The sequence below is a fragment of the Scytonema hofmannii PCC 7110 genome, from assembly GCF_000346485.2.
Lineage (GTDB): Bacteria > Cyanobacteriota > Cyanobacteriia > Cyanobacteriales > Nostocaceae > Scytonema > Scytonema hofmannii.
The window spans coordinates 11,202,220-11,219,714 of sequence record NZ_KQ976354.1 but is presented as its reverse complement, the minus strand read 5'-3'; the positions used below and the strand labels follow the sequence as shown (position 1 = coordinate 11,219,714).

The window sequence follows — 17,495 nt, the reverse complement described above, 5'->3', positions numbered from 1 at the left end:
TTTTTAATGGTCGTTTCAAACTAGTAGGGGCGCAAGGTCTTGCATCCCCACTTCCCACTACCTAGAATAAATTATGCAAGCACTAAGGAAACACTATCCAGAGTACTTCATGGAAGCTGCGGGATTAGGCATCTTTATGATTTCCGCAGCAGTGGTGACTGCTCTGTTAGAGCATCCAGCTTCACTCATACGCCCTTGGGGTCATTTTCGCTGTGGTTATCGGCACTACAAGCTTGGTGATGCCACATACATACTCAGCGATCGACTTACCCTATTCCTAACCAACTTATTATGATAGCTAATCTAAACGCCATATGTCTACAACCAGGTGAAGGTTCTTCATCTTGGGTACTAGGAGACTTATACACCTTTAAAGCAAAGGGCGACGATACAGGTAAAACCTATGCGCTGATAGAGATTGTCATGCAACCTCACAGCGCAACTCCGCCCCATATTCACACCCACGAAAACGAATCTTTTTACATTCAAGAAGGTGAAATAGAGTTCCAACTTGGGGGACAAAGTCTTATAGCCACACCTGGAACTTTCGTTCATTCCCCAAAGGGACAGCCCCACAGTTTTCGTAACATCGGCGCAAAACCAGCTAAATTCTTATGTTGGTTAACGCCATCTGGGTTGGAGCAACTTTTTATCGAAGTGGGTACACCAGTATCAGAGCAAAATACTACATCACCTGGTGTGACTCCCAAAGACATCGAAAAATTGCTCTTTACTGCTCCTAAATACGGTTTAGAAATTCTTCCTTCTGCTGTTGCTCAGTAGTTTTTGGATGAGAAACTAAAAATTAAATTTGTTTGATGGAGTGCTGCTATGGCTGCTAAATTCAGCAAGAAAATTGCTGGGACAGTTCTATTTTTGGTCGTTTTTATTACAATATCCTTTAACTAGAAAGTATCTATATTTCGGAGATGTCTATGGGAGTGAACACTAGGAGTTAGGGTCATTAAATCTTCAATATTGCGTTTTATCGTGTTGCAAATAGTGTCTAAGGGTAAGTCATTAGGATCGTGACCAAAAGGGTTTTCGATCTCTAGAGCAATGGCTTCAACGCCAAACAAAGTAAAACTAATCAAAGCAACGGATAATCCCGTCCACCAACCCAAACCTTCCACTAGTTCAAAAGGTATTAAGAAACAGTAAACTAATAACACTTGTTTGAGATGAATAGTATAGGCTAGCGGTATAGGAGTTTTTAAAATGCGTTCGCAAGCTCCCAAACAGTCTACTAGACTATTCAACAATTCTTGCATAGCGATTAATTGATAGCTATTTATGCAATTGAGATTGTATTGTAGTTGTAAATAATCTCCAATCCAAAAAGCTATCTCCAAAGGAGGATTGTTCATTGTTTTCAGCGTTAGATATCTAGCAGTAGGCATCAATGTTTCTAACTCATTATTTACATCTCCCCGCAAGTGTATTTTAGTTGCTACTGCAAAAGCGACTATTAGCCGCAAAACCTCCATTTTATTATCTCTACTCTCCAGTGTTCTTTCATCTACTGTTACCCAAACTTGCCTAGCCAGATTTCGCACATCGTTAACGATATTACCCCAGACTTTTCTTCCTTCCCAAAAACGCTCGTAAGCTGTATTCGTGCGAAATACTAGTAACAAGCCTAAAACGATACTGGGAATAACCCCCTCTGTCCAAGGGTGGGATACAGGCCATTTTAAATGATACAAGACAGAAATCAAAATACCAAACAAACCGCAGGCGATAACGCGTTGGTAAATAGATTTAAGAACCGAACCTTTTAGCCGGAACGCTATTTGAAGCCAGCCGATTTTTTCTGAACTAGACATTACAACTGGCAAAGGATTTTGAATGAAATGGTTAAAAAAAACTTTGCTTTTGGAACGTTTCATGTGACTTGAACAATATGAAGATAGGTTTTGTTTCAATAACCTCACCGGGCTAGTACGACAACGAGACTTTGACGAAGTAATGAAGGTTGTAAGCGCTAGTTCAACATGCATAGCAATAGCTTCGCTAACGCCTTTAGGCGTTAGCGAAAAACTCATAGAACAGAGGTTCACGATCAAACTAAATTGAATCTCTCGTTGTAGTACTAGTGCAGGTTGGCAGAAAAAGCTGACCAGACGAAAATAGGTCGGAAGTTACAAAGCAAAAGACTTTTGACTTCTAACAAGGGAAATTTTACAAAGTGAAGTGCAAGTGTAGTTCAGATATTTATGTGTGGCAAGCAAGATTTATCTCCTGTAGTCAAGTACAAGTAGATGCACCTTCGTTTATTTTATAGTGTAATGTTAATAACATTACAAGTGACGTTAATCACGAAAAAATTTGCGTACAATCACTGACAAAGACAGATGTAATAGTCAACAGCCATCACGAACAGCTTTTACGAGAGCATGGGTTAAGTCAAATTAAGCGGACTTGATATAAAAACGCTAAAAAGGAACATAATTGTTGAACCGCCGTCTATGACTTTGGGCTATTGACTTAAATTAAAGCATATGCTTATAAGATTCAAGGCTGTACAAACAATTAATAGAAAATTTATTGTTGATTTAGCGATTTTGGCTCTGACAACTATGGTGGGTTGTGCTTCACTACCCACAACCAATACTGGTTCAAGTCAGGGTAATGTTATATTTATTCATCCTGACGGTACGAGTGCATCTCATTGGGGTGCAGCGCGAATGCTTCACTACGGTCCTGATGGCAGAATGAATTGGGATAAAATGTCCAATCTCGCTGTCTACCTGGGACACATGAAAAACCAACTTACAGCAACTTCCAATGCAGGTGCAGTCACCCACGCAACGGGAGTGAAGGTGAATGCTGACTCTTTTGGCTTGGATGCAGAGGGTCAACCAGTGGTAGCAGCTTCCGGTCAACCTAAGACTATTATGCAGGAAGCGATAGCTGCAGGAAAAGCAACTGCGATTATCAACTCCGGTATTATTCCCGAACCAGGAACAGGTGCATTTTTAGCCAAGTCAGCAAGTCGTGGTAATTTTGATGAAATTACCAAACAAATTGTTGAGTCAGGTGCAGATGTGATTTTGGGAGGTGGTGAAGCATGGTATCTTCCCAAAGGGACTGCAGGAAGATACACAACGGCACAACAAGCTCAACGTGCTGATAAGCTCAATTTGATAGAACTGGCAAAAAGCAAAGGTTACACCATCGTTTACACCCGTGATGAACTTTTGAATTTACCAAGCAATACTAAAAAAGTTTTGGGGATTTTTGCGGCTGAAGATACTTACAATGACGCCTCAGAAGAAGCTTTGAAAAAGCGGGGTTTGCCTTTGTATGTTCCCACTGCGCCAACAGTAGCCGAAATGTTGCAAGCAACTCTTAAAATTGTGTCGCAAAACCGCAATGGTTTCTTCATTGTTTTGGAAGAGGAAGGCAGCGATAATTTTTGTAATTATAACAATGCTGTAGGTTGCATTGAAGCCATCAAAAGAGCTGACGATGCGATCGGTGTAGCTATGAATTTTATTGAAAAGAACTCCAATACTCTCCTTGTAACTGCTGCAGATAGTGATGCTGGGGGGTTAGAAGTCGTTGGAGCGACAGTTCAAGATTTTCCCCTGGATAAGCCCATTCCTGAAAAAACTGAAAACGGCGCACCCCTAGATGGTAGGGAAGGGACAGCAACATTACCATTCGTCTCAGCACCCGATAAACAAGGATTGCGCTTCCCCTTTGCTATTGTTTGGTCGGGTTTTAATGATAATTCGGGAGCAATTGTTTCCAAAGCACATGGGTTAAATGCAAATTTGTTGAATGGAACTGTGGACAATACAGCTATTTATCGCTTGATGTACCGTACTCTCTTTGGTAAGGAAGTATCAACACAGTAAATATTTTTGTTTGAATTGGTCATTGTGAAGACTCGGCAAGTTCGCTCCGCTTAAACTTTTCAAAGGCGATGCTCCCAGCAGTCAATATAGCCGGGAGCAACATCAAAAATTACCTAATTAAAGTTAAGATTGGTACGCACTCAAAGTATTGACTAAAGTATTTGGCTCTAGATAATGAGGATTTAACCAGCAACTGGGTAACGACTCACCAGAAGGAAATATCAAGTCAGACTTCTCAAAGAAAGCTGGCTCTTGGAGTTCTTCTCCTGCATGACTTTGCCCCCAAATTTCTTGACGAAATGGATTATAAAGGTCTGGCATTGTCAAAACTTCAATTAGGGTTTTCATATTTTTATGTTTTAAAAACATAACTTTCCCCCAGAATAATTCTTCAAATATTATGATATTTTTTTAATCAAAACAAAATCCGTTTATGTAATCTTCTGAAAAGAAAATACTTAATATGAAACATTAAGCTGAGTACATCAAGATACCTGACAATATGCGAACTCATTGACTTTTGGGGACTTCCAAATAAAAAAGTCTTCAAATATCTCTTGTGGTAATTTATTTCTTGGAAATCCCTTACCTAGCATCGCTACTGATATTTAATTGCCATAATAGATACTAATTTAGTCCTTCCAGACGTAGATAGGTGATGAATGTATTGTCCAAATAAGAGTATAATTTATTTTAGCTATCTAAATATTTTTACTGAAAGAAAATCATGCTCAATAACAACCTGACAAAATTAGCTGTAGCTACAGCGATCGGCAGAGGTAATTTCATGTTTAAAAAGGAAGAGTTGAGATGACAATTATCAACGGCAATGAAGACAATAATTGGATCTTTGGTACTCCATTTGAGGATCAGATCGACGGTTTTGGTGGTAAAGACTTGCTCATTGGTGGAAATGGTAATGATGTACTTATCGGTGGTAATGGTAATGATAATTTGTATGGTGGCAGAGGTGATGATATCCTCATTGGTGTAAATCCTTTAGATGAACAACCAGGTCAGTTAGAGCGGGATATATTGATTGGTGGTGCGGGTAGAGACACCTTTGTTCTTGGAGATCCCTTTAAAATTTATTATGATGATAGTCAAATTCGATTCATCGTTGCACCGTCTCCGAATGAACCCCCACCAAGCTACGCTTTAATTACTGACTTTGAGCCGGGTAAAGATATAATTCAGCTTAAAGGAGCGGTAGAGTATAAGCTAGAAAATGTCAAACTACCTAATGGTGTCTCCGGTCTAGGGATCTTATTCGATGCCGATCGGTTTGATGGTAATGGTTCTGAGCAATTGATTGGCATTATTCAAAGTCAGCAATCTCTAGAAAACCTGCAAATCAACATAGGTCGGTCAATCACAACTATTACCTAATAGTTAGGTCGAGGGGGAGTATTATCTCCCGCCCTCTGCGCCTAGTAAGGTTTTTTCTCTAACCCCTCAAAATTAGTGTGGTGAGTCATTTAACTATAAACTGCAATTATAAACAATTTTACCTGCTACCAAAGTCGCATTAACTTGAGGTAACCCATTAACCATTTCTACTGCTAGCAAATCAGCTCGTTTACCCACAGCAATTTCCCCTCGGTCATGTAATTTTAAAGCTTGTGCGGGGTTATAAGTCACCAGAGCAATTGCTTGCGGTAAGGTCAAATTTGAAATATCCAAAAGTCGGAAAACAGCCGCAAGTAGTGTTCCTGGAGCATAATCAGAACACAAACAACTGGCAACTTGATGGTGAACAGCTTCAATCGCTTTGATGGAACCGCTTTGGCTTTTACCGCGTAAAATATTCGGTGCGCCAAATATTGTAGACATTCCGATCGCTGTAGCCGCTTTAGCTGTTTCTAAATTGATAGGAAATTCACTTAATCTCACTCCCATATTCGCCATAGCCTGCACTCGCTCTGGTGTGTCATCATCATGGCTAGCAACTTGAATATTTTGGGACAAAGCCTTAGAAATTAAAGTTTCAATTCGTGACTGTGCGCCTACAGCATTTTCTATTTTTCTCTGTGCTATTGTTTCAGTTTCGGCAGCACTTTTTTTATAAGTCCGAGACAGATAATTTTGATAAGATTGTAAATCTTTAAATTGTCCTTGTCCTGGAGTATGATCCATTAAAGATACAAGATGAATGCACTCTTCAGCTAGTAGGTATAAAAGTACTGGTAAAGCGGTTGGGTCAGTAATTTCGTAACGACAATGCACGCGATTATCTACTAGGGCGTGAGGTTGGTAAGCATGAATGGCCTGTACAACCTCAGCTGCTATATCATTATTCCGAACCCCTAACTCCTCATGAGCAAAGGAAATTGCATGGAAAGGAGTCGTAATTCCAGCCAAGGAATTGCGCCTATCTATTTGTGCGATCGCAAAAGGCATTGGAAATAAAGCACCAGGACGTGGTTCTATTTCCTTTTCAATGGCGTCACAGTGCAAATCAATCATACCCGGCATTAGAGTTTTGCCAGTTAAATCAATAGTTTGAGCGTTACGAGTTGATATCGGGTTGATTGCAATAATTGTATCATCCTCAATCACTAATGAGGCATTGTTGATAACTTCGTTCACTAAGACAACTTGTGCATTGGTTAAATAAGTTTTCATGGCATTTACTTTATTTTGAAAATAGGGCATTGGGCATTGGGCATTGGAAAACAATTATTTTCATTTCCTCTTTGTGGGTAATCTCCGCCTGTGGTGCTCTAGTTGCTAAATACCAAATCGATGTAACACAGCCACTACTGCTGAAAAAACAACTCGTATAGGAATATATAATTCTTTGCATACCCATAATTTGGGCAGTCCCATACCGTAGTTAGGGGAAAACTCATCAAGGTGCTGCCATAAATAACCTACCCCTCTATGAATTGCCCTTTTATAGGCTCGATAATCTGATAATTCTATCAAGTCTGGAACAGATTGTAGAATTTGAAGAGCGTAAGCCGTTTCTTCTAATGTTGAGCTTGTACCATAACCCCAACCACCATCACTTCTTGACTGAGTTTGTAAAACCCATTCAATAGTTGGTTGCAACTTATTTCTCACTAAGATATCGGGATGTTCGGTAAGAGCCATAACAGCGCGAGCTGTAGGATAAAAAGGACTAAGGTTTTTTTTGTCTTCCCAAAACCCTCCATCGTTTCTAACACAGTACAACAAATCAACTGCTTTTTTAATACTAGTAGTCAGATTATTCGATACATAGGAAGGAAGGCTTAATAATGCAGCTAGTGAGTGAGCGTTAGCACTTACTGAAATTTCCTGATTTTGCCGATCGCAAGTGCAAGCGTTGAGATGCTCAAAGTGCAACAAGCAATCTACAGAAACATTTACCCCAATTTTGTGAAGGGCTACCAAAACCATCCCAATATTATCTGAGTGAGTGAGTACCTTTTCCAAAGATTGACTACAGCTTTCTGTTTGCAAAATCAGGTAATATTGCAGACATCTCACCAGTTTCTGTAGAAGCGGTTGAGGAAACTCTTTGTTGAGATTAAAGCCACCTTGAGATAAATTGTACAAAACCCAAGCTCTCTCAAAGGTATCAATTGGATATGCAGTAGGCATAGCACCTGGCCTATCATCGAAAGCACAACCGGATAAATGGGTTAACCATTGAGCAGCCGCCGTATCCCATTCAGGATTATAAATCAAGACAGCTGCTGTAGCCGCAGGTGAATTGCCATAATTACCGTTCTTCCCTTGTTGCTGTTTTAAACGCTTGAAATCGAGAGACGAACCAAAAGCTTCTAGGGAAGAAATTAAGCTGGATTGACCGTTGTAAATTAGTTTTGGTGCGTCAATTAATAACTTTTCGACATACACTAGCAACAGTTCCTCTTTTCCAGAAAACTCAAATACGACTCCTAGCTTCTCTAGTTCTTGAAGGAGATTGGGTACTAAAACTTCAAAGTCAATACTTTCGGATTTTTTAAGTGACCATTGGCGTAGCGCATCGCACAAGTAAGCTTTTGCCCATAAAGCAGCATGATGAATCTGATGACTTTGCTCAGGAGCTTTCATTAAAGCTAGAAGTGAGGCTAACGTCGGTACTATAGTGTAAGGAAAAGAACTACCCCAGCTACCATCTAATGCTTGATGTTTCAGAAGCCAGTTGAACGAATCTGGAAAAGCAAGTTGTTGCGGGTTGTGTGGGTCGCGTACCATTGCAACCCAAGCAGTATTGTAAGCAGAAGCCGTTATTTCACCACCTCCCCACCTCTCATCATCGGCTGCTATCTCTACTAACAAAGCTAGCGCCATGTCTTTTGGTTTTAGAACTAAAGCACGCTCAGCGGTCTCTATAGATGCTTTAGCTAGTGGAAGCTGTAGAGTTCCTTTGGTTATGTCTTTAATTCCGGTATTAAACTCTCCAAGAACAAGTTGATTGTGTGAATATAACATACTTGTTTTTCCTTTTATCCTAGTCTAATTGCCCAACAATTTTGATCCTGCTATTGCAAAAAAAATATAAATATATATTTAATACTTACATTATTTTAAATATGAAAAATTTACAAATTCATCCTATTTATATTTTATGAAATGTTTATTAAATCCAAGAGACTAATTTTATTAAAACTTGATTATGTTTGACTCTATATAAGTAAGTTAACTTGTATAGTTTGAGAATAATTTATATATAGCAATCCTATTTGATTTTTGAACTACACGTAGGGTGGGCATTGCCCACCAACTAAAGCTTGCGGTGGGCAATGCCCACCCTACGGTACTTCAAGTTTTTCATAAATCATTTAGGATTCCTATATTTTTATTAAATATTTTGAATTATCTAATTGCATAATATAATTTCTTTTTATACAATGATATCAATAATGATTTTTTCTTAAAATAGCAAACAATATTATTAATGATGATTGAGATATTAGAACCCCGGTTTCTTTAAAAAACTGGGGTTCTAATTGATTCTTAGTAGTTCTAATTTACGCTTATCCAAGTAGTATTGAAATGGTGAGTAAGCCAATTTGGAAAATAACCCATTTATCTGCCACAATTCATACTTTTGTGGTGACTGCTGGTTGAGCAAGCACAGGTTGATTTAGAGGTAAGATTTCAGCCATATCAAGAATCTGAGGTATCAGATCTTCGCGTTTAACAGCCATCAAATGCACACCTTGACAGAGTTGACGGGCTAGCTGAATTTGTTCTGCGGCAATTATCATTCCTTCAAGCAGTGGATTAGAAGCACGTTCTAATCTTTCAATGGTTGCTTGAGGTATATTCACACCCGGAACACAGCGATTAATGAATTGAGCATTTTTGGCAGATTTTAGCAAAAAAATCCCAGCCAAAATTGGCTTGCCATAGTTAACTGCTATTTGGCTCATAAACTTCTCTAACCGATTAAAATCAACAATCAACTGGCTTTGAAAAAACTGTGCTCCTGCTGCTATCTTATGCTCGAAACGTCGTTGCAAACTAGACCAATTAGGTAGTTGCGGATCGACGGCTGCTCCCGGAAATAACTGAGTTGCACTATCAGTTAATGGTCGCTCGTTGCTATCAAAACCGCGATTAAGCTTTTCAATAATCTGTAAAAGCCGGACAGATTCCACATCAAATACACTACGAGCCTCGGCATGATCTCCTGCTTTCACTGGATCGCCTGTAAGAGCTAAAATATTGTGAATACCAAGAGCGTTAGCCCCCATAAGATCGGACTGGAGTGCAATGCGATTGCGATCGCGACACGCCATCTGACAAATAGGTTCTATCCCATGCTGTAGCAAAATGACTGAAGCAGCCAACGGACACAATCGCAGAACTGCTCGACTCCCGTCAGTGATGTTAACTGCGTGAACCCGATTCTTTAGTGCTAATGCCATTTGCACCATGTGAGACGGATCGCCTCCTTTTGGAGGAGCCACCTCTGCTGTAATCAGAAATTCACCTGTTTGGACTGCTGTTTGAAAGCTACGTCGTTGACTGTCTTTACCAAATTCGATAGACTGCTGAATCATCATGGTGGCTCCTTAGATAACGACAATATCTCTAGATCGCTGCTACCGCGATCGCTTCCCTTAACACAGCAACTTTATCCAAACGTTCCCAAGGTAGATCCAAGTCTGTGCGCCCAAAGTGACCATATGCAGCGACATCTTGATAAAAGCGCCCACTTCGCTCGTGAGGTAAGAATTGCAAGTTGAAGGTATGAATCAAACCTGCGGGTCGCAGTTCAAAGTTTTGCTCGATTAAAGCCAGCAAATCTGCTTGAGGTAGCTTACCAGTGCCAAAAGTTTCTACAAAAATACTCACGGGCTTAGCAACCCCGATAGCATAGCTCAGCTGTACTTCACATTTGTCAGCTAAACCAGCCGCCACAATATTTTTAGCTATATAGCGACAAGCATAAGCTGCTGTGCGGTCTACCTTGGTAGGGTCTTTACCAGAAAACGCGCCGCCCCCATGACGAGAATACCCGCCATAGGTATCCACGATGATTTTGCGACCAGTCAGTCCAGAATCTCCTTGAGGACCTCCGATGATAAATTGACCTGTGGGGTTGACTAAAAAGCGGGTATACTCGGATGGTTTAATATTTATCTCAGCAAAGGATGGCTCTACTACTACTGGCCATAAGTCTTGGTAGATTTCAGCTTGACTAATTTCTTCTGTATGCTGAGTGGAAATTAAAATCGTATCAATTCCTACAGGTTGACCGTTCTCGTAAACCACGGTGACCTGAGTTTTACCATCAGGGCGCAGGTAGGGTAATTTGCCAGTTTTACGAGCGATCGCCAGCTGACGAGCCAATCGATGAGCTAAACTAATTGGGAGTGGCATCAATTCAGGTGTTTCTTGACAAGCGTAGCCAAACATGATACCTTGATCGCCAGATCCAATAGCATCCCAATCATCTTGACTGCCTTGTTCTCGGCATTCTTGAGCGGCGTTGACTCCCTGTGCAATGTCTGCCGACTGTTCGTCAAGGGCTACCAAAATTGCACAGCTATTAGCGGAAAAACCGTTATTGGCTTCGGTATAACCAATCTCCGCAATTTTTTGTCGCACCAGCTTGGCATAGTCCACTTTAGACTTTGAGGTAATTTCACCTGTTACTAATACCAAACCAGTGTTGACGACCACCTCCGCTGCGACTCGACTTTTAGGGTCTTGAGAAAGATGAGTATCCAAAATAGTATCGGAAATTTGATCGCAAATTTTGTCAGGATGCCCTTCAGTCACAGATTCGGATGTAAATAAGTGTCTAGTCATTTTTGTTTCCTACCTTACTCTTGCAAATTGATTTTTTGTATTGCATTTTTTGTCTTCATGCCAAGATGCAAATAAGAACGAGTTATTTGCTTTTGACATCCATGAAATTTGCTGTAAATCTACGTTTCTCTTAAATTTAATTTATCGAAATTTGTTTAAATCAAAAGATTAGTTTTATGAAAGATTTAGTTATTAAATTCTCTATACAACTCAAGGGATTTGTATAGCTTAACTTGCATTACTGCAAGGGAGACGATAATTGAGGTGTCAGAACCCCGGTTTTTTATAGAAACCGGGGTTCTAATTTACGCTTCATGAGTAGCAATCAAGAAAAAATGCCTTGATTAATGTCCGTTTAAAATGTCCAAAACTCTTGCTGAAAAAACTGTTTATAGGCAAACATTCTAGTGGGCGTTGAAATTTAAAATAAATCTACTCACAAGGTATCACAATGGACAAATCTATGAACAGAGTCCTTATTCAGGATATTCCTGAGCCTGAAATTTTGGAAATCTCTAACCAAGAGTTACAACAAGTTTGTGGTGGTTTACTCAGACTTTTAGGGTTAACTCCCCCTCCTCCTACCCAACCAATAGTGATAATTGACGGAGAAGTTCAACAAGTTGAACCACCTGAGCCAGTTGAACCAGCACCTCCCCAAGGACTTTTAGGAATTTTAAGCATTCTTGGGTTGGGAGCATTCTAAAATGATGCATTTAAGCGCATCATCTACACAACGCTAATAGAAGAAAGATTGCTAGGAAGGTTTCATTATTACACTTGTGTTGGGTGTGTTGCGCCCAACACTACTCCTTTGAATTATTTTGGACTTTGGACAAAAAAGCAAGTTGCGGATTTTGTGACTTTGTTGGCGAACATCTACGAATTCTTCTTTGCCTAGTTCCACATCATCTAGTACAAAAAAAGAAGTAATTACTTCTTTTTTTGAAAGTGACTTTAACTTTGACTTTTAGCTTATGACTCGACAAAATACCCATTATCGTTCCAGAATTCAACATCGCGCTGTGGAGGTAACGACGAGATCTCTGTTGTTACTGTTGCTGTTGCTGTTGCTGCGCTCCATTAAGTGTGTAGGCATAGGCTTCTGGTAGGCGATCTACTTGTAGTTCATTAAAATACGAATAGGCTAGTACAGCTAAAAACTAAACTGCGCCTTTATATTATCTACATAAATGTTAGGGCGATCGCTAAAGTTATTGGCATCCCTAAGCAAGTCGGTGAGAAAAAACCAAACTATGTAACGAAAAGTAAAGTCCCTGTATTTGGCTCGTAGTTGCGCTAAGCGCGAAGACAGCACAACTACGAGCCAGTGATAATTATTGCGCCGACTTACTTATTTATTGAATGAAAATCAATTAGGCACGAACTCCTTCAATAAGGCTTACCAAAGCTTCCGTAGGAAAAATCTGCGTTAACCTAAAACCAGCTTTGGCAAATAAGTCTTGATATTCATCAGCAGTACGTTCTTTACCTGAATATCCAACTAGCATTTCGATATCAAGAAATTTGCCATAGAAAGGCGTGTTCCCATGAGGAATGACCATTTCAACAACCAGCAGTTTGCCATTATCCGCCACAGCTGTATGGCAATTTTTCAGAATTGTAATTGACTGCTCATCATCCCAATCGTGAATAATATGTTTGAGGATATAGGCATCTCCACCTTTCGGGATTGAAGCAAAGAAATTTCCTGCAATCAGCTCACACCTGTTATGGACACCTTTATCTACGAGAAGTGCAACCGCTTGTTCAATCACTGCGGGTTGGTCAAAAAGCACTCCCTGTATTCCTGGGTTTGCCTGCAACAATGCTGCAATTAAGCTGCCTTTTCCACCGCCAACATCAACGATTTTCTGAATCGATGAGAAGTCATAATTAGCAAGAATTTGGGAATTAATAATTTGGGTAAGACCGCTCAAGGCTTGCTGAAAAATCTGACCAGCTTCCGGCTTTTGGTTGTAGTATTCAAACGGTCCCATACCAAAAACGTGCTCAAATGCTGGTTGACCTGTTTGGACGGAGTGAAGTAAGTGTCCCCAAGGTTCCCAGTGATGCTCTCCGCCGACCATCATCGCCCAAGCCCGCATGGAACCTAGAACATCGCTCCGTAGCGATTCCCCTAAGGGAGTGAGATCGAACAGGTCATACTCAACTTCTCTGAAAACTCCAATACTGGCAAGAGCACGTAGCACTCGGTAGAGAGCCGGAGCATTGGTAGCAGTTTCTGCGGCGAGTTCTTCACTCCGTTTGGGTCCATTTTTTAGTAAATCTGCTATTCCTAGCTTGGCAGCAACGTGAATCGTTTGAGTTACGCGGTAGCTAGTGATTAAGTGAAGCATTTCCAAGGATGGTATGCTGTTGGAAAGGGATGTTGGTCTATCTTCTTGGGCAACCATAATGATATAAGTGGTATATTTCTTATCTCAGTCGTTCTTTTAAATGGTCTCCAACACGTAATGCGTTAGCAATGATAGTTAGTGCTGGATTAACCGCCGCACTAGAAACAAAAAAGCTGCCATCAACCACATAAAGATTATCTAACTCGTGTGCTTTACAATTGATGTCAAGGGCTGAAGTTTCAGGATCGCGTCCGAAGCGGATTGTACCGCATTGGTGATTGATACCTGCAACAGAGACCTTTTTACCAACGTACAATGAAGAGGACAGTAAATAATCTTCGCAACTTATTTGGCTCAACATTCCCTCAAACTTGTTGATGAGATGTTTATGCCCTGTTAAGTTATTGCTAGTGTAATTAAGGATAATTTCTCCATTACTATTAAGAGTGATTCGGTTATCTGGATCTGGTAAATCTTCTGAGATAACACAAAAATCGATACCGTGTTTAGCAATGGTTTCCACACTCATTCCTGGTACTGAAGGTAGCAATTCAGCTTGGAGTAACTCTGGAGTTGATTTACCGAGGAGCTGGATATTGCCCATAGGGTATTTCCAATCCTCAGTTCCAAAGTAAAAGTCATTAAGTCCAAAAGTTTTTTGGAAGACTGTGGGATTAGGTTCGTGAGAAATTGCAATATAAGAGGAATTGGTATGGCGCATATAGTGCCGACCTACAACACCCGAACCGTTAGCTAAACCATTGGGATGTTTATCGTTTGCCGATCGCAATAACAATGCAGCTGAGTTAATCGCACCACAGGCAACGACTACGATATCAGCAGAGTACTCTTCAAAAACACCATTACATTCGACTAAAACCTTTGTAATTTCGCGACCAGAAGCACTGGTTTCCAAACGCTTGACTAAAGCATGAGCGATCAGCTTGACATTTGGATATTGAAGTGCTGATTGTACGCCAACAGTGTGAGCATCCGCTTTTGCTTCTAACAAACAGGGATAGCCACCACAAGTATTGCAACGAATACAATGACTGTTTTGTGGGTTTGTTTCGTCAAGCATGATTCCCAACGGTAAAGGAAAGGGTTGATAACCAAGCTTGCAAAAGTCATCAAACAGTTGCTGAATTCGGGGTTCATGCTTGACCATTGGATAGCGGTAAGGAGCAGTTGCAGGTGGTTCCGTAGGATCGATACCGCGTTGTCCGTGTACGTGATAGAGAAACTCAGCTTGGGTATAATAAGGCTCAAAGTCCTCATAGCTGAGTGGCCAAGCTGGGGAAATACCGTCGTAATGTACAACTTTGTCAAAATCTGAGGAACGAAAGCGCATTAAGGCCGATCCGTAAAACTTGGTGTTACCACCAACGCAGTAGTGAATGGGCGCACGATGTGCTTCACCGTTCTCATCGTACCAAGTTTCTTGGGATTTATACTTCTTTTCGATAAAAACAGCGCGGGTATCCCAATTGTCTTTCTCACGTGGTAAGTATCCACCTCGCTCTAACAATAATATGCGCTTGCCTGAAGGAGCCAAAGTGTAAGCAAGCGTTCCACCACCAGCACCCGTGCCAATGATAATCACATCAAAATGATTCACTTGTGGCATGAACTCTTCCTTTGTTTTCGCTCAAAGAATGTAAAATTTCAACAACTTTGATTCCCTTTTCAACAGGATAGGGATTTTCTGCCTCACCTTGAAAATATCTCAAGGTCTTTTTAAAATGCCACAGCATTGTATCATCCAAAATCGGAGCAATGATACTTTCAATTTTACTGTTTTTGGTTACATAAACTGCTCCATAACACCGATTAAAACATTTTATTGGTTCTAAAAATCCGACAATACAATAATCATCCTTTTGACAATTACTGCCATATAAAGCAATGATTCTATATTTAGAATCTAAATCTTGTACTGGTATATCCTCAGTAAAAAATAATGGGTATTTATATTTTACATGACCCATCATCGAAGTGTATAATTCCACTCCTACCCCAGAGGTTGATTTGTAATGAATGTAGGCACTACCTTGATTATCTAGACGAAGTTGAGAAGCCTTGAAAACAAAGTCGTTAAACTGAGTTTCCAGCATACAGTAGGGAACATATTCTTCAAGGAATTCGGAAACTAGCGCTACCATGTGAGAGCCTTCGTAACCAAGTGCTCCTAATTCGTCATCAATAAATCGACCACTAGCAAAATTTAATGTTCGATTTTTGGTAAATTCCACAACTACCCTTTGAATATTGATTTCTAAATCATTCAAAGCAATTTTTCGCATTATATCTTTGATCGTTGAAGATGCATAATTCTCATTGACCGTTATTTTTCCCTTAAAATTTAATAAAAGTTTCCTTATGGCAGGAATTTCAGAGAAGAGACAGACAGGCTTTTCAACGAAAATATTGGCTTGCGGTACAATCGTTAATATATTCTGAATGAGTTTAAAGTGCTGATTAGTACTAACACAAATATCCCAAAAAGTGGGATTGAGTTTTGCTGCTTCCAAGCAAGAACTAAATACAGTGAAGCCGTTTCCTTGTGCCTGCAATTGCTTTTGTTTATCCACTTCAACAATAGCAACAGTTTTCACACCGCATTCCTGCATTTTCCTTTCATGTATTTGAGCAACATGACCGTATCCCACTCTGACACACGTAATTTTCGGTATACCCATGGTCTCAATTGTTTCAAAAATTTGTTAAATCAGCGACTTTTACCTTGAAAAGGTTACTGTTGATTTACCAGCACCTGCAGGAGCATCAATCGTTACAATTGGTTTACAGCTGTGCAGGTTCATATGGTCTTTTAACTTTATATTTTTCCTCTTTTTTCTCCACAATGAGTTTTAAACTTCAAATCCAAATTATCGGGAGCATCCCAAATGTGCTGTCTTTACAAAGTTTGATAAGAGCGTAGTGCATATACTGGGGATGCTTTCAAATTATCTAACCTTGGTTGGTTCTATTTCAAATTACAAAGAGTTATTTAAATTCCAACCGACAGATCTTTTAAGAATTAGTTATGAACGAGACCATACAAGTATGCTTACTTATATAGTCTGAATGTTGAAAAATGATTGCTCTGTATGGATTACACGCTTCTGATTAAGTTTTTATTGAAATAAAAAATAATCTTTGTTTATCAAGTCGCGCCTAGAAGACCCCTACCATACGTACAAGGTAGGTGGGGATTCTTGGGCGCGTAGGATCTGGGTTGAAGCAGATGCGACACCCAGTCGAAAATGCTAACGTCTACATTTGCGGTGAAGCTTACTCAAACAGACAAGGATGGGTTCAAGGAGCACTCTTAAGTTTGCAGAAGTTTCTGAAAAAGATTTTCTTGACTATAAATGGCAAACAATGCATTCGGTATACGATGAAAAGAAGCTTAGCGAAATTATTAAAGACATTGCTCCCGATGAATTCATAAAAGCTGCCTGTCAGGGATTTTCTAAAGTGCCAATGGCTGGTGGCGGAGGCAAACGTTTTATTCATTAGTTGCAAGAGTGGTGGAACCACTTAGAAACAGCAGATAAAGCTGGACAGTCTTTTGCTGCTTATTTGCCTGGTTTCGTCGTCAGTGGACGCAAGACCGTTTCATAAAACTCTTGATACAAATACAGACCTGTATTTACTGTAAATTTACGGTAAATACAAGATTCTTGAGTATTACTATTAACGTGAAATGGTATAAGACCTGAGTCAATACTACTTGGATAAGCGCAAATTAGAACCCCGGTTTCTTAAAGAAACCGGGGTTCTGACACCTCAATTATCATTAACCGAGCAGTATTGAGACCTGAGTAGGTCATGATATGAAAGGCTCACCGGAATGCACCAGTTCTAAGAGCAGGCGGGACGCCCACCCCACAAATTCATCAAATTTTCGTGGGATGGGCATCTTGCTCATCCTGGCTCTAAAAGATGCATTCCGGTGAGCCAAGCAATTGCAAACAGCTACAGCAGGTTGCAACTAAGTGAGGTACAGATT

15 protein-coding genes are annotated in these 17,495 nt (G+C 40.1%); 6 read left to right on the top strand and 9 right to left on the bottom strand.

Annotated features, from left to right (window positions below):
- Positions 1-73 precede the first annotated feature (73 nt).
- Positions 74-295 carry a hypothetical protein gene (locus tag WA1_RS61045; RefSeq protein WP_081403087.1) on the top strand — a complete coding sequence of 74 codons (222 nt, stop codon included), beginning with the start codon at positions 74-76 and terminating at the stop codon, positions 293-295.
- Positions 292-783 (top strand): quercetin 2,3-dioxygenase, encoded by a 492-nt coding sequence (locus WA1_RS47220; RefSeq protein WP_017745066.1) that lies wholly within the window; start codon positions 292-294, stop codon positions 781-783. Before WA1_RS61045 ends, WA1_RS47220 begins: the two co-directional genes overlap by 4 nt.
- Before the next feature lie 122 nt (positions 784-905).
- On the opposite strand, the gene WA1_RS47215 is transcribed toward WA1_RS47220, so the two are convergent.
- Positions 906-1,826, bottom strand: a complete 921-nt coding sequence (locus WA1_RS47215; RefSeq protein WP_026134842.1) for a bestrophin family protein — start codon at positions 1,824-1,826, stop codon at positions 906-908.
- 675 nt (positions 1,827-2,501) lie between these two features.
- Between WA1_RS47215 and WA1_RS47210 the strand changes: the two genes are divergently transcribed.
- Positions 2,502-3,863 (top strand): alkaline phosphatase, encoded by a 1,362-nt coding sequence (locus tag WA1_RS47210; protein ID WP_017745064.1) that lies wholly within the window; start codon positions 2,502-2,504, stop codon positions 3,861-3,863.
- A gap of 123 nt (positions 3,864-3,986) precedes the next feature.
- Here the strand turns inward: WA1_RS47210 and WA1_RS47205 are convergent, their stop codons facing one another.
- Positions 3,987-4,211 carry an acetyltransferase gene (locus WA1_RS47205; protein ID WP_272819376.1) on the bottom strand — a complete coding sequence of 75 codons (225 nt, stop codon included), beginning with the start codon at positions 4,209-4,211 and terminating at the stop codon, positions 3,987-3,989.
- Positions 4,212-4,673: 462 nt separating this feature from the next.
- On the opposite strand from WA1_RS47205, the gene WA1_RS47200 reads away from it, so the two are divergent.
- Entirely contained in the window at positions 4,674-5,252 is a 579-nt protein-coding gene (locus WA1_RS47200) for a calcium-binding protein (protein WP_017745062.1), read from the top strand.
- A 93-nt stretch (positions 5,253-5,345) separates the two neighbouring features.
- Here the strand turns inward: WA1_RS47200 and WA1_RS47195 are convergent, their stop codons facing one another.
- The 4 genes from WA1_RS47195 to metK form a co-directional block, all read right to left on the bottom strand.
- Positions 5,346-6,488, bottom strand: coding sequence for an alpha-D-ribose 1-methylphosphonate 5-triphosphate diphosphatase (locus tag WA1_RS47195; protein WP_033335693.1), 1,143 nt, complete (start codon positions 6,486-6,488; stop codon positions 5,346-5,348).
- 105 nt (positions 6,489-6,593) lie between these two features.
- Positions 6,594-8,288 (bottom strand): hypothetical protein, encoded by a 1,695-nt coding sequence (locus tag WA1_RS47190; RefSeq protein WP_017745060.1) that lies wholly within the window; start codon positions 8,286-8,288, stop codon positions 6,594-6,596.
- 611 nt (positions 8,289-8,899) lie between these two features.
- Positions 8,900-9,865 carry a methylenetetrahydrofolate reductase gene (locus WA1_RS47185; RefSeq protein ID WP_017745059.1) on the bottom strand — a complete coding sequence of 322 codons (966 nt, stop codon included), beginning with the start codon at positions 9,863-9,865 and terminating at the stop codon, positions 8,900-8,902.
- A gap of 31 nt (positions 9,866-9,896) precedes the next feature.
- Complete coding sequence (metK, locus tag WA1_RS47180) at positions 9,897-11,120, bottom strand: methionine adenosyltransferase (protein ID WP_017745058.1); 1,224 nt, start codon at positions 11,118-11,120, stop codon at positions 9,897-9,899.
- 463 nt (positions 11,121-11,583) lie between these two features.
- Between metK and WA1_RS47175 the strand changes: the two genes are divergently transcribed.
- Positions 11,584-11,826, top strand: coding sequence for a hypothetical protein (locus tag WA1_RS47175; protein WP_148662907.1), 243 nt, complete (start codon positions 11,584-11,586; stop codon positions 11,824-11,826).
- A gap of 670 nt (positions 11,827-12,496) precedes the next feature.
- On the opposite strand, the gene WA1_RS47170 is transcribed toward WA1_RS47175, so the two are convergent.
- The 3 genes from WA1_RS47170 to WA1_RS47160 are packed head-to-tail and all read right to left on the bottom strand — an operon-like array spanning position 12,497 to position 16,179.
- Positions 12,497-13,537 carry a methyltransferase gene (locus WA1_RS47170; RefSeq protein ID WP_017745056.1) on the bottom strand — a complete coding sequence of 347 codons (1,041 nt, stop codon included), beginning with the start codon at positions 13,535-13,537 and terminating at the stop codon, positions 12,497-12,499.
- Positions 13,538-13,559: 22 nt separating this feature from the next.
- On the bottom strand, positions 13,560-15,107 hold the full coding sequence (locus tag WA1_RS47165) for a GMC oxidoreductase (protein WP_017745055.1): 1,548 nt from the start codon (positions 15,105-15,107) through the stop codon (positions 13,560-13,562).
- Positions 15,085-16,179 (bottom strand): Gfo/Idh/MocA family oxidoreductase, encoded by a 1,095-nt coding sequence (locus WA1_RS47160; RefSeq protein ID WP_272819375.1) that lies wholly within the window; start codon positions 16,177-16,179, stop codon positions 15,085-15,087. Before WA1_RS47160 ends, WA1_RS47165 begins: the two co-directional genes overlap by 23 nt.
- A 613-nt stretch (positions 16,180-16,792) precedes the next feature.
- On the opposite strand from WA1_RS47160, the gene WA1_RS47155 reads away from it, so the two are divergent.
- Positions 16,793-17,002: a hypothetical protein gene (locus WA1_RS47155; RefSeq protein ID WP_017745053.1), complete on the top strand. Its 210-nt coding sequence runs from the start codon at positions 16,793-16,795 to the stop codon at positions 17,000-17,002.
- Positions 17,003-17,495 lie beyond the last annotated feature (493 nt).

Excerpts from the sequence above, each read along its gene's own strand:
- WA1_RS61045 (WP_081403087.1), top strand. The coding sequence starts at position 74 with ATGCAAGCACTAAGGAAACACTATCCAGAGTACTTCATGGAAGCTGCG.
- WA1_RS47220 (WP_017745066.1), top strand. The coding sequence starts at position 292 with ATGATAGCTAATCTAAACGCCATATGTCTACAACCAGGTGAAGGTTCT.
- WA1_RS47215 (WP_026134842.1), bottom strand. The coding sequence starts at position 1,826 with ATGTCTAGTTCAGAAAAAATCGGCTGGCTTCAAATAGCGTTCCGGCTA.
- WA1_RS47210 (WP_017745064.1), top strand. The coding sequence starts at position 2,502 with ATGCTTATAAGATTCAAGGCTGTACAAACAATTAATAGAAAATTTATT.
- WA1_RS47205 (WP_272819376.1), bottom strand. The coding sequence starts at position 4,211 with ATGAAAACCCTAATTGAAGTTTTGACAATGCCAGACCTTTATAATCCA.
- WA1_RS47200 (WP_017745062.1), top strand. The coding sequence starts at position 4,674 with ATGACAATTATCAACGGCAATGAAGACAATAATTGGATCTTTGGTACT.
- WA1_RS47195 (WP_033335693.1), bottom strand. The coding sequence starts at position 6,488 with ATGAAAACTTATTTAACCAATGCACAAGTTGTCTTAGTGAACGAAGTT.
- WA1_RS47190 (WP_017745060.1), bottom strand. The coding sequence starts at position 8,288 with ATGTTATATTCACACAATCAACTTGTTCTTGGAGAGTTTAATACCGGA.
- WA1_RS47185 (WP_017745059.1), bottom strand. The coding sequence starts at position 9,865 with ATGATTCAGCAGTCTATCGAATTTGGTAAAGACAGTCAACGACGTAGC.
- metK (WP_017745058.1), bottom strand. The coding sequence starts at position 11,120 with ATGACTAGACACTTATTTACATCCGAATCTGTGACTGAAGGGCATCCT.
- WA1_RS47175 (WP_148662907.1), top strand. The coding sequence starts at position 11,584 with ATGAACAGAGTCCTTATTCAGGATATTCCTGAGCCTGAAATTTTGGAA.
- WA1_RS47170 (WP_017745056.1), bottom strand. The coding sequence starts at position 13,537 with ATGGTTGCCCAAGAAGATAGACCAACATCCCTTTCCAACAGCATACCA.
- WA1_RS47165 (WP_017745055.1), bottom strand. The coding sequence starts at position 15,107 with ATGCCACAAGTGAATCATTTTGATGTGATTATCATTGGCACGGGTGCT.
- WA1_RS47160 (WP_272819375.1), bottom strand. The coding sequence starts at position 16,179 with ATGGGTATACCGAAAATTACGTGTGTCAGAGTGGGATACGGTCATGTT.
- WA1_RS47155 (WP_017745053.1), top strand. The coding sequence starts at position 16,793 with ATGGGTTCAAGGAGCACTCTTAAGTTTGCAGAAGTTTCTGAAAAAGAT.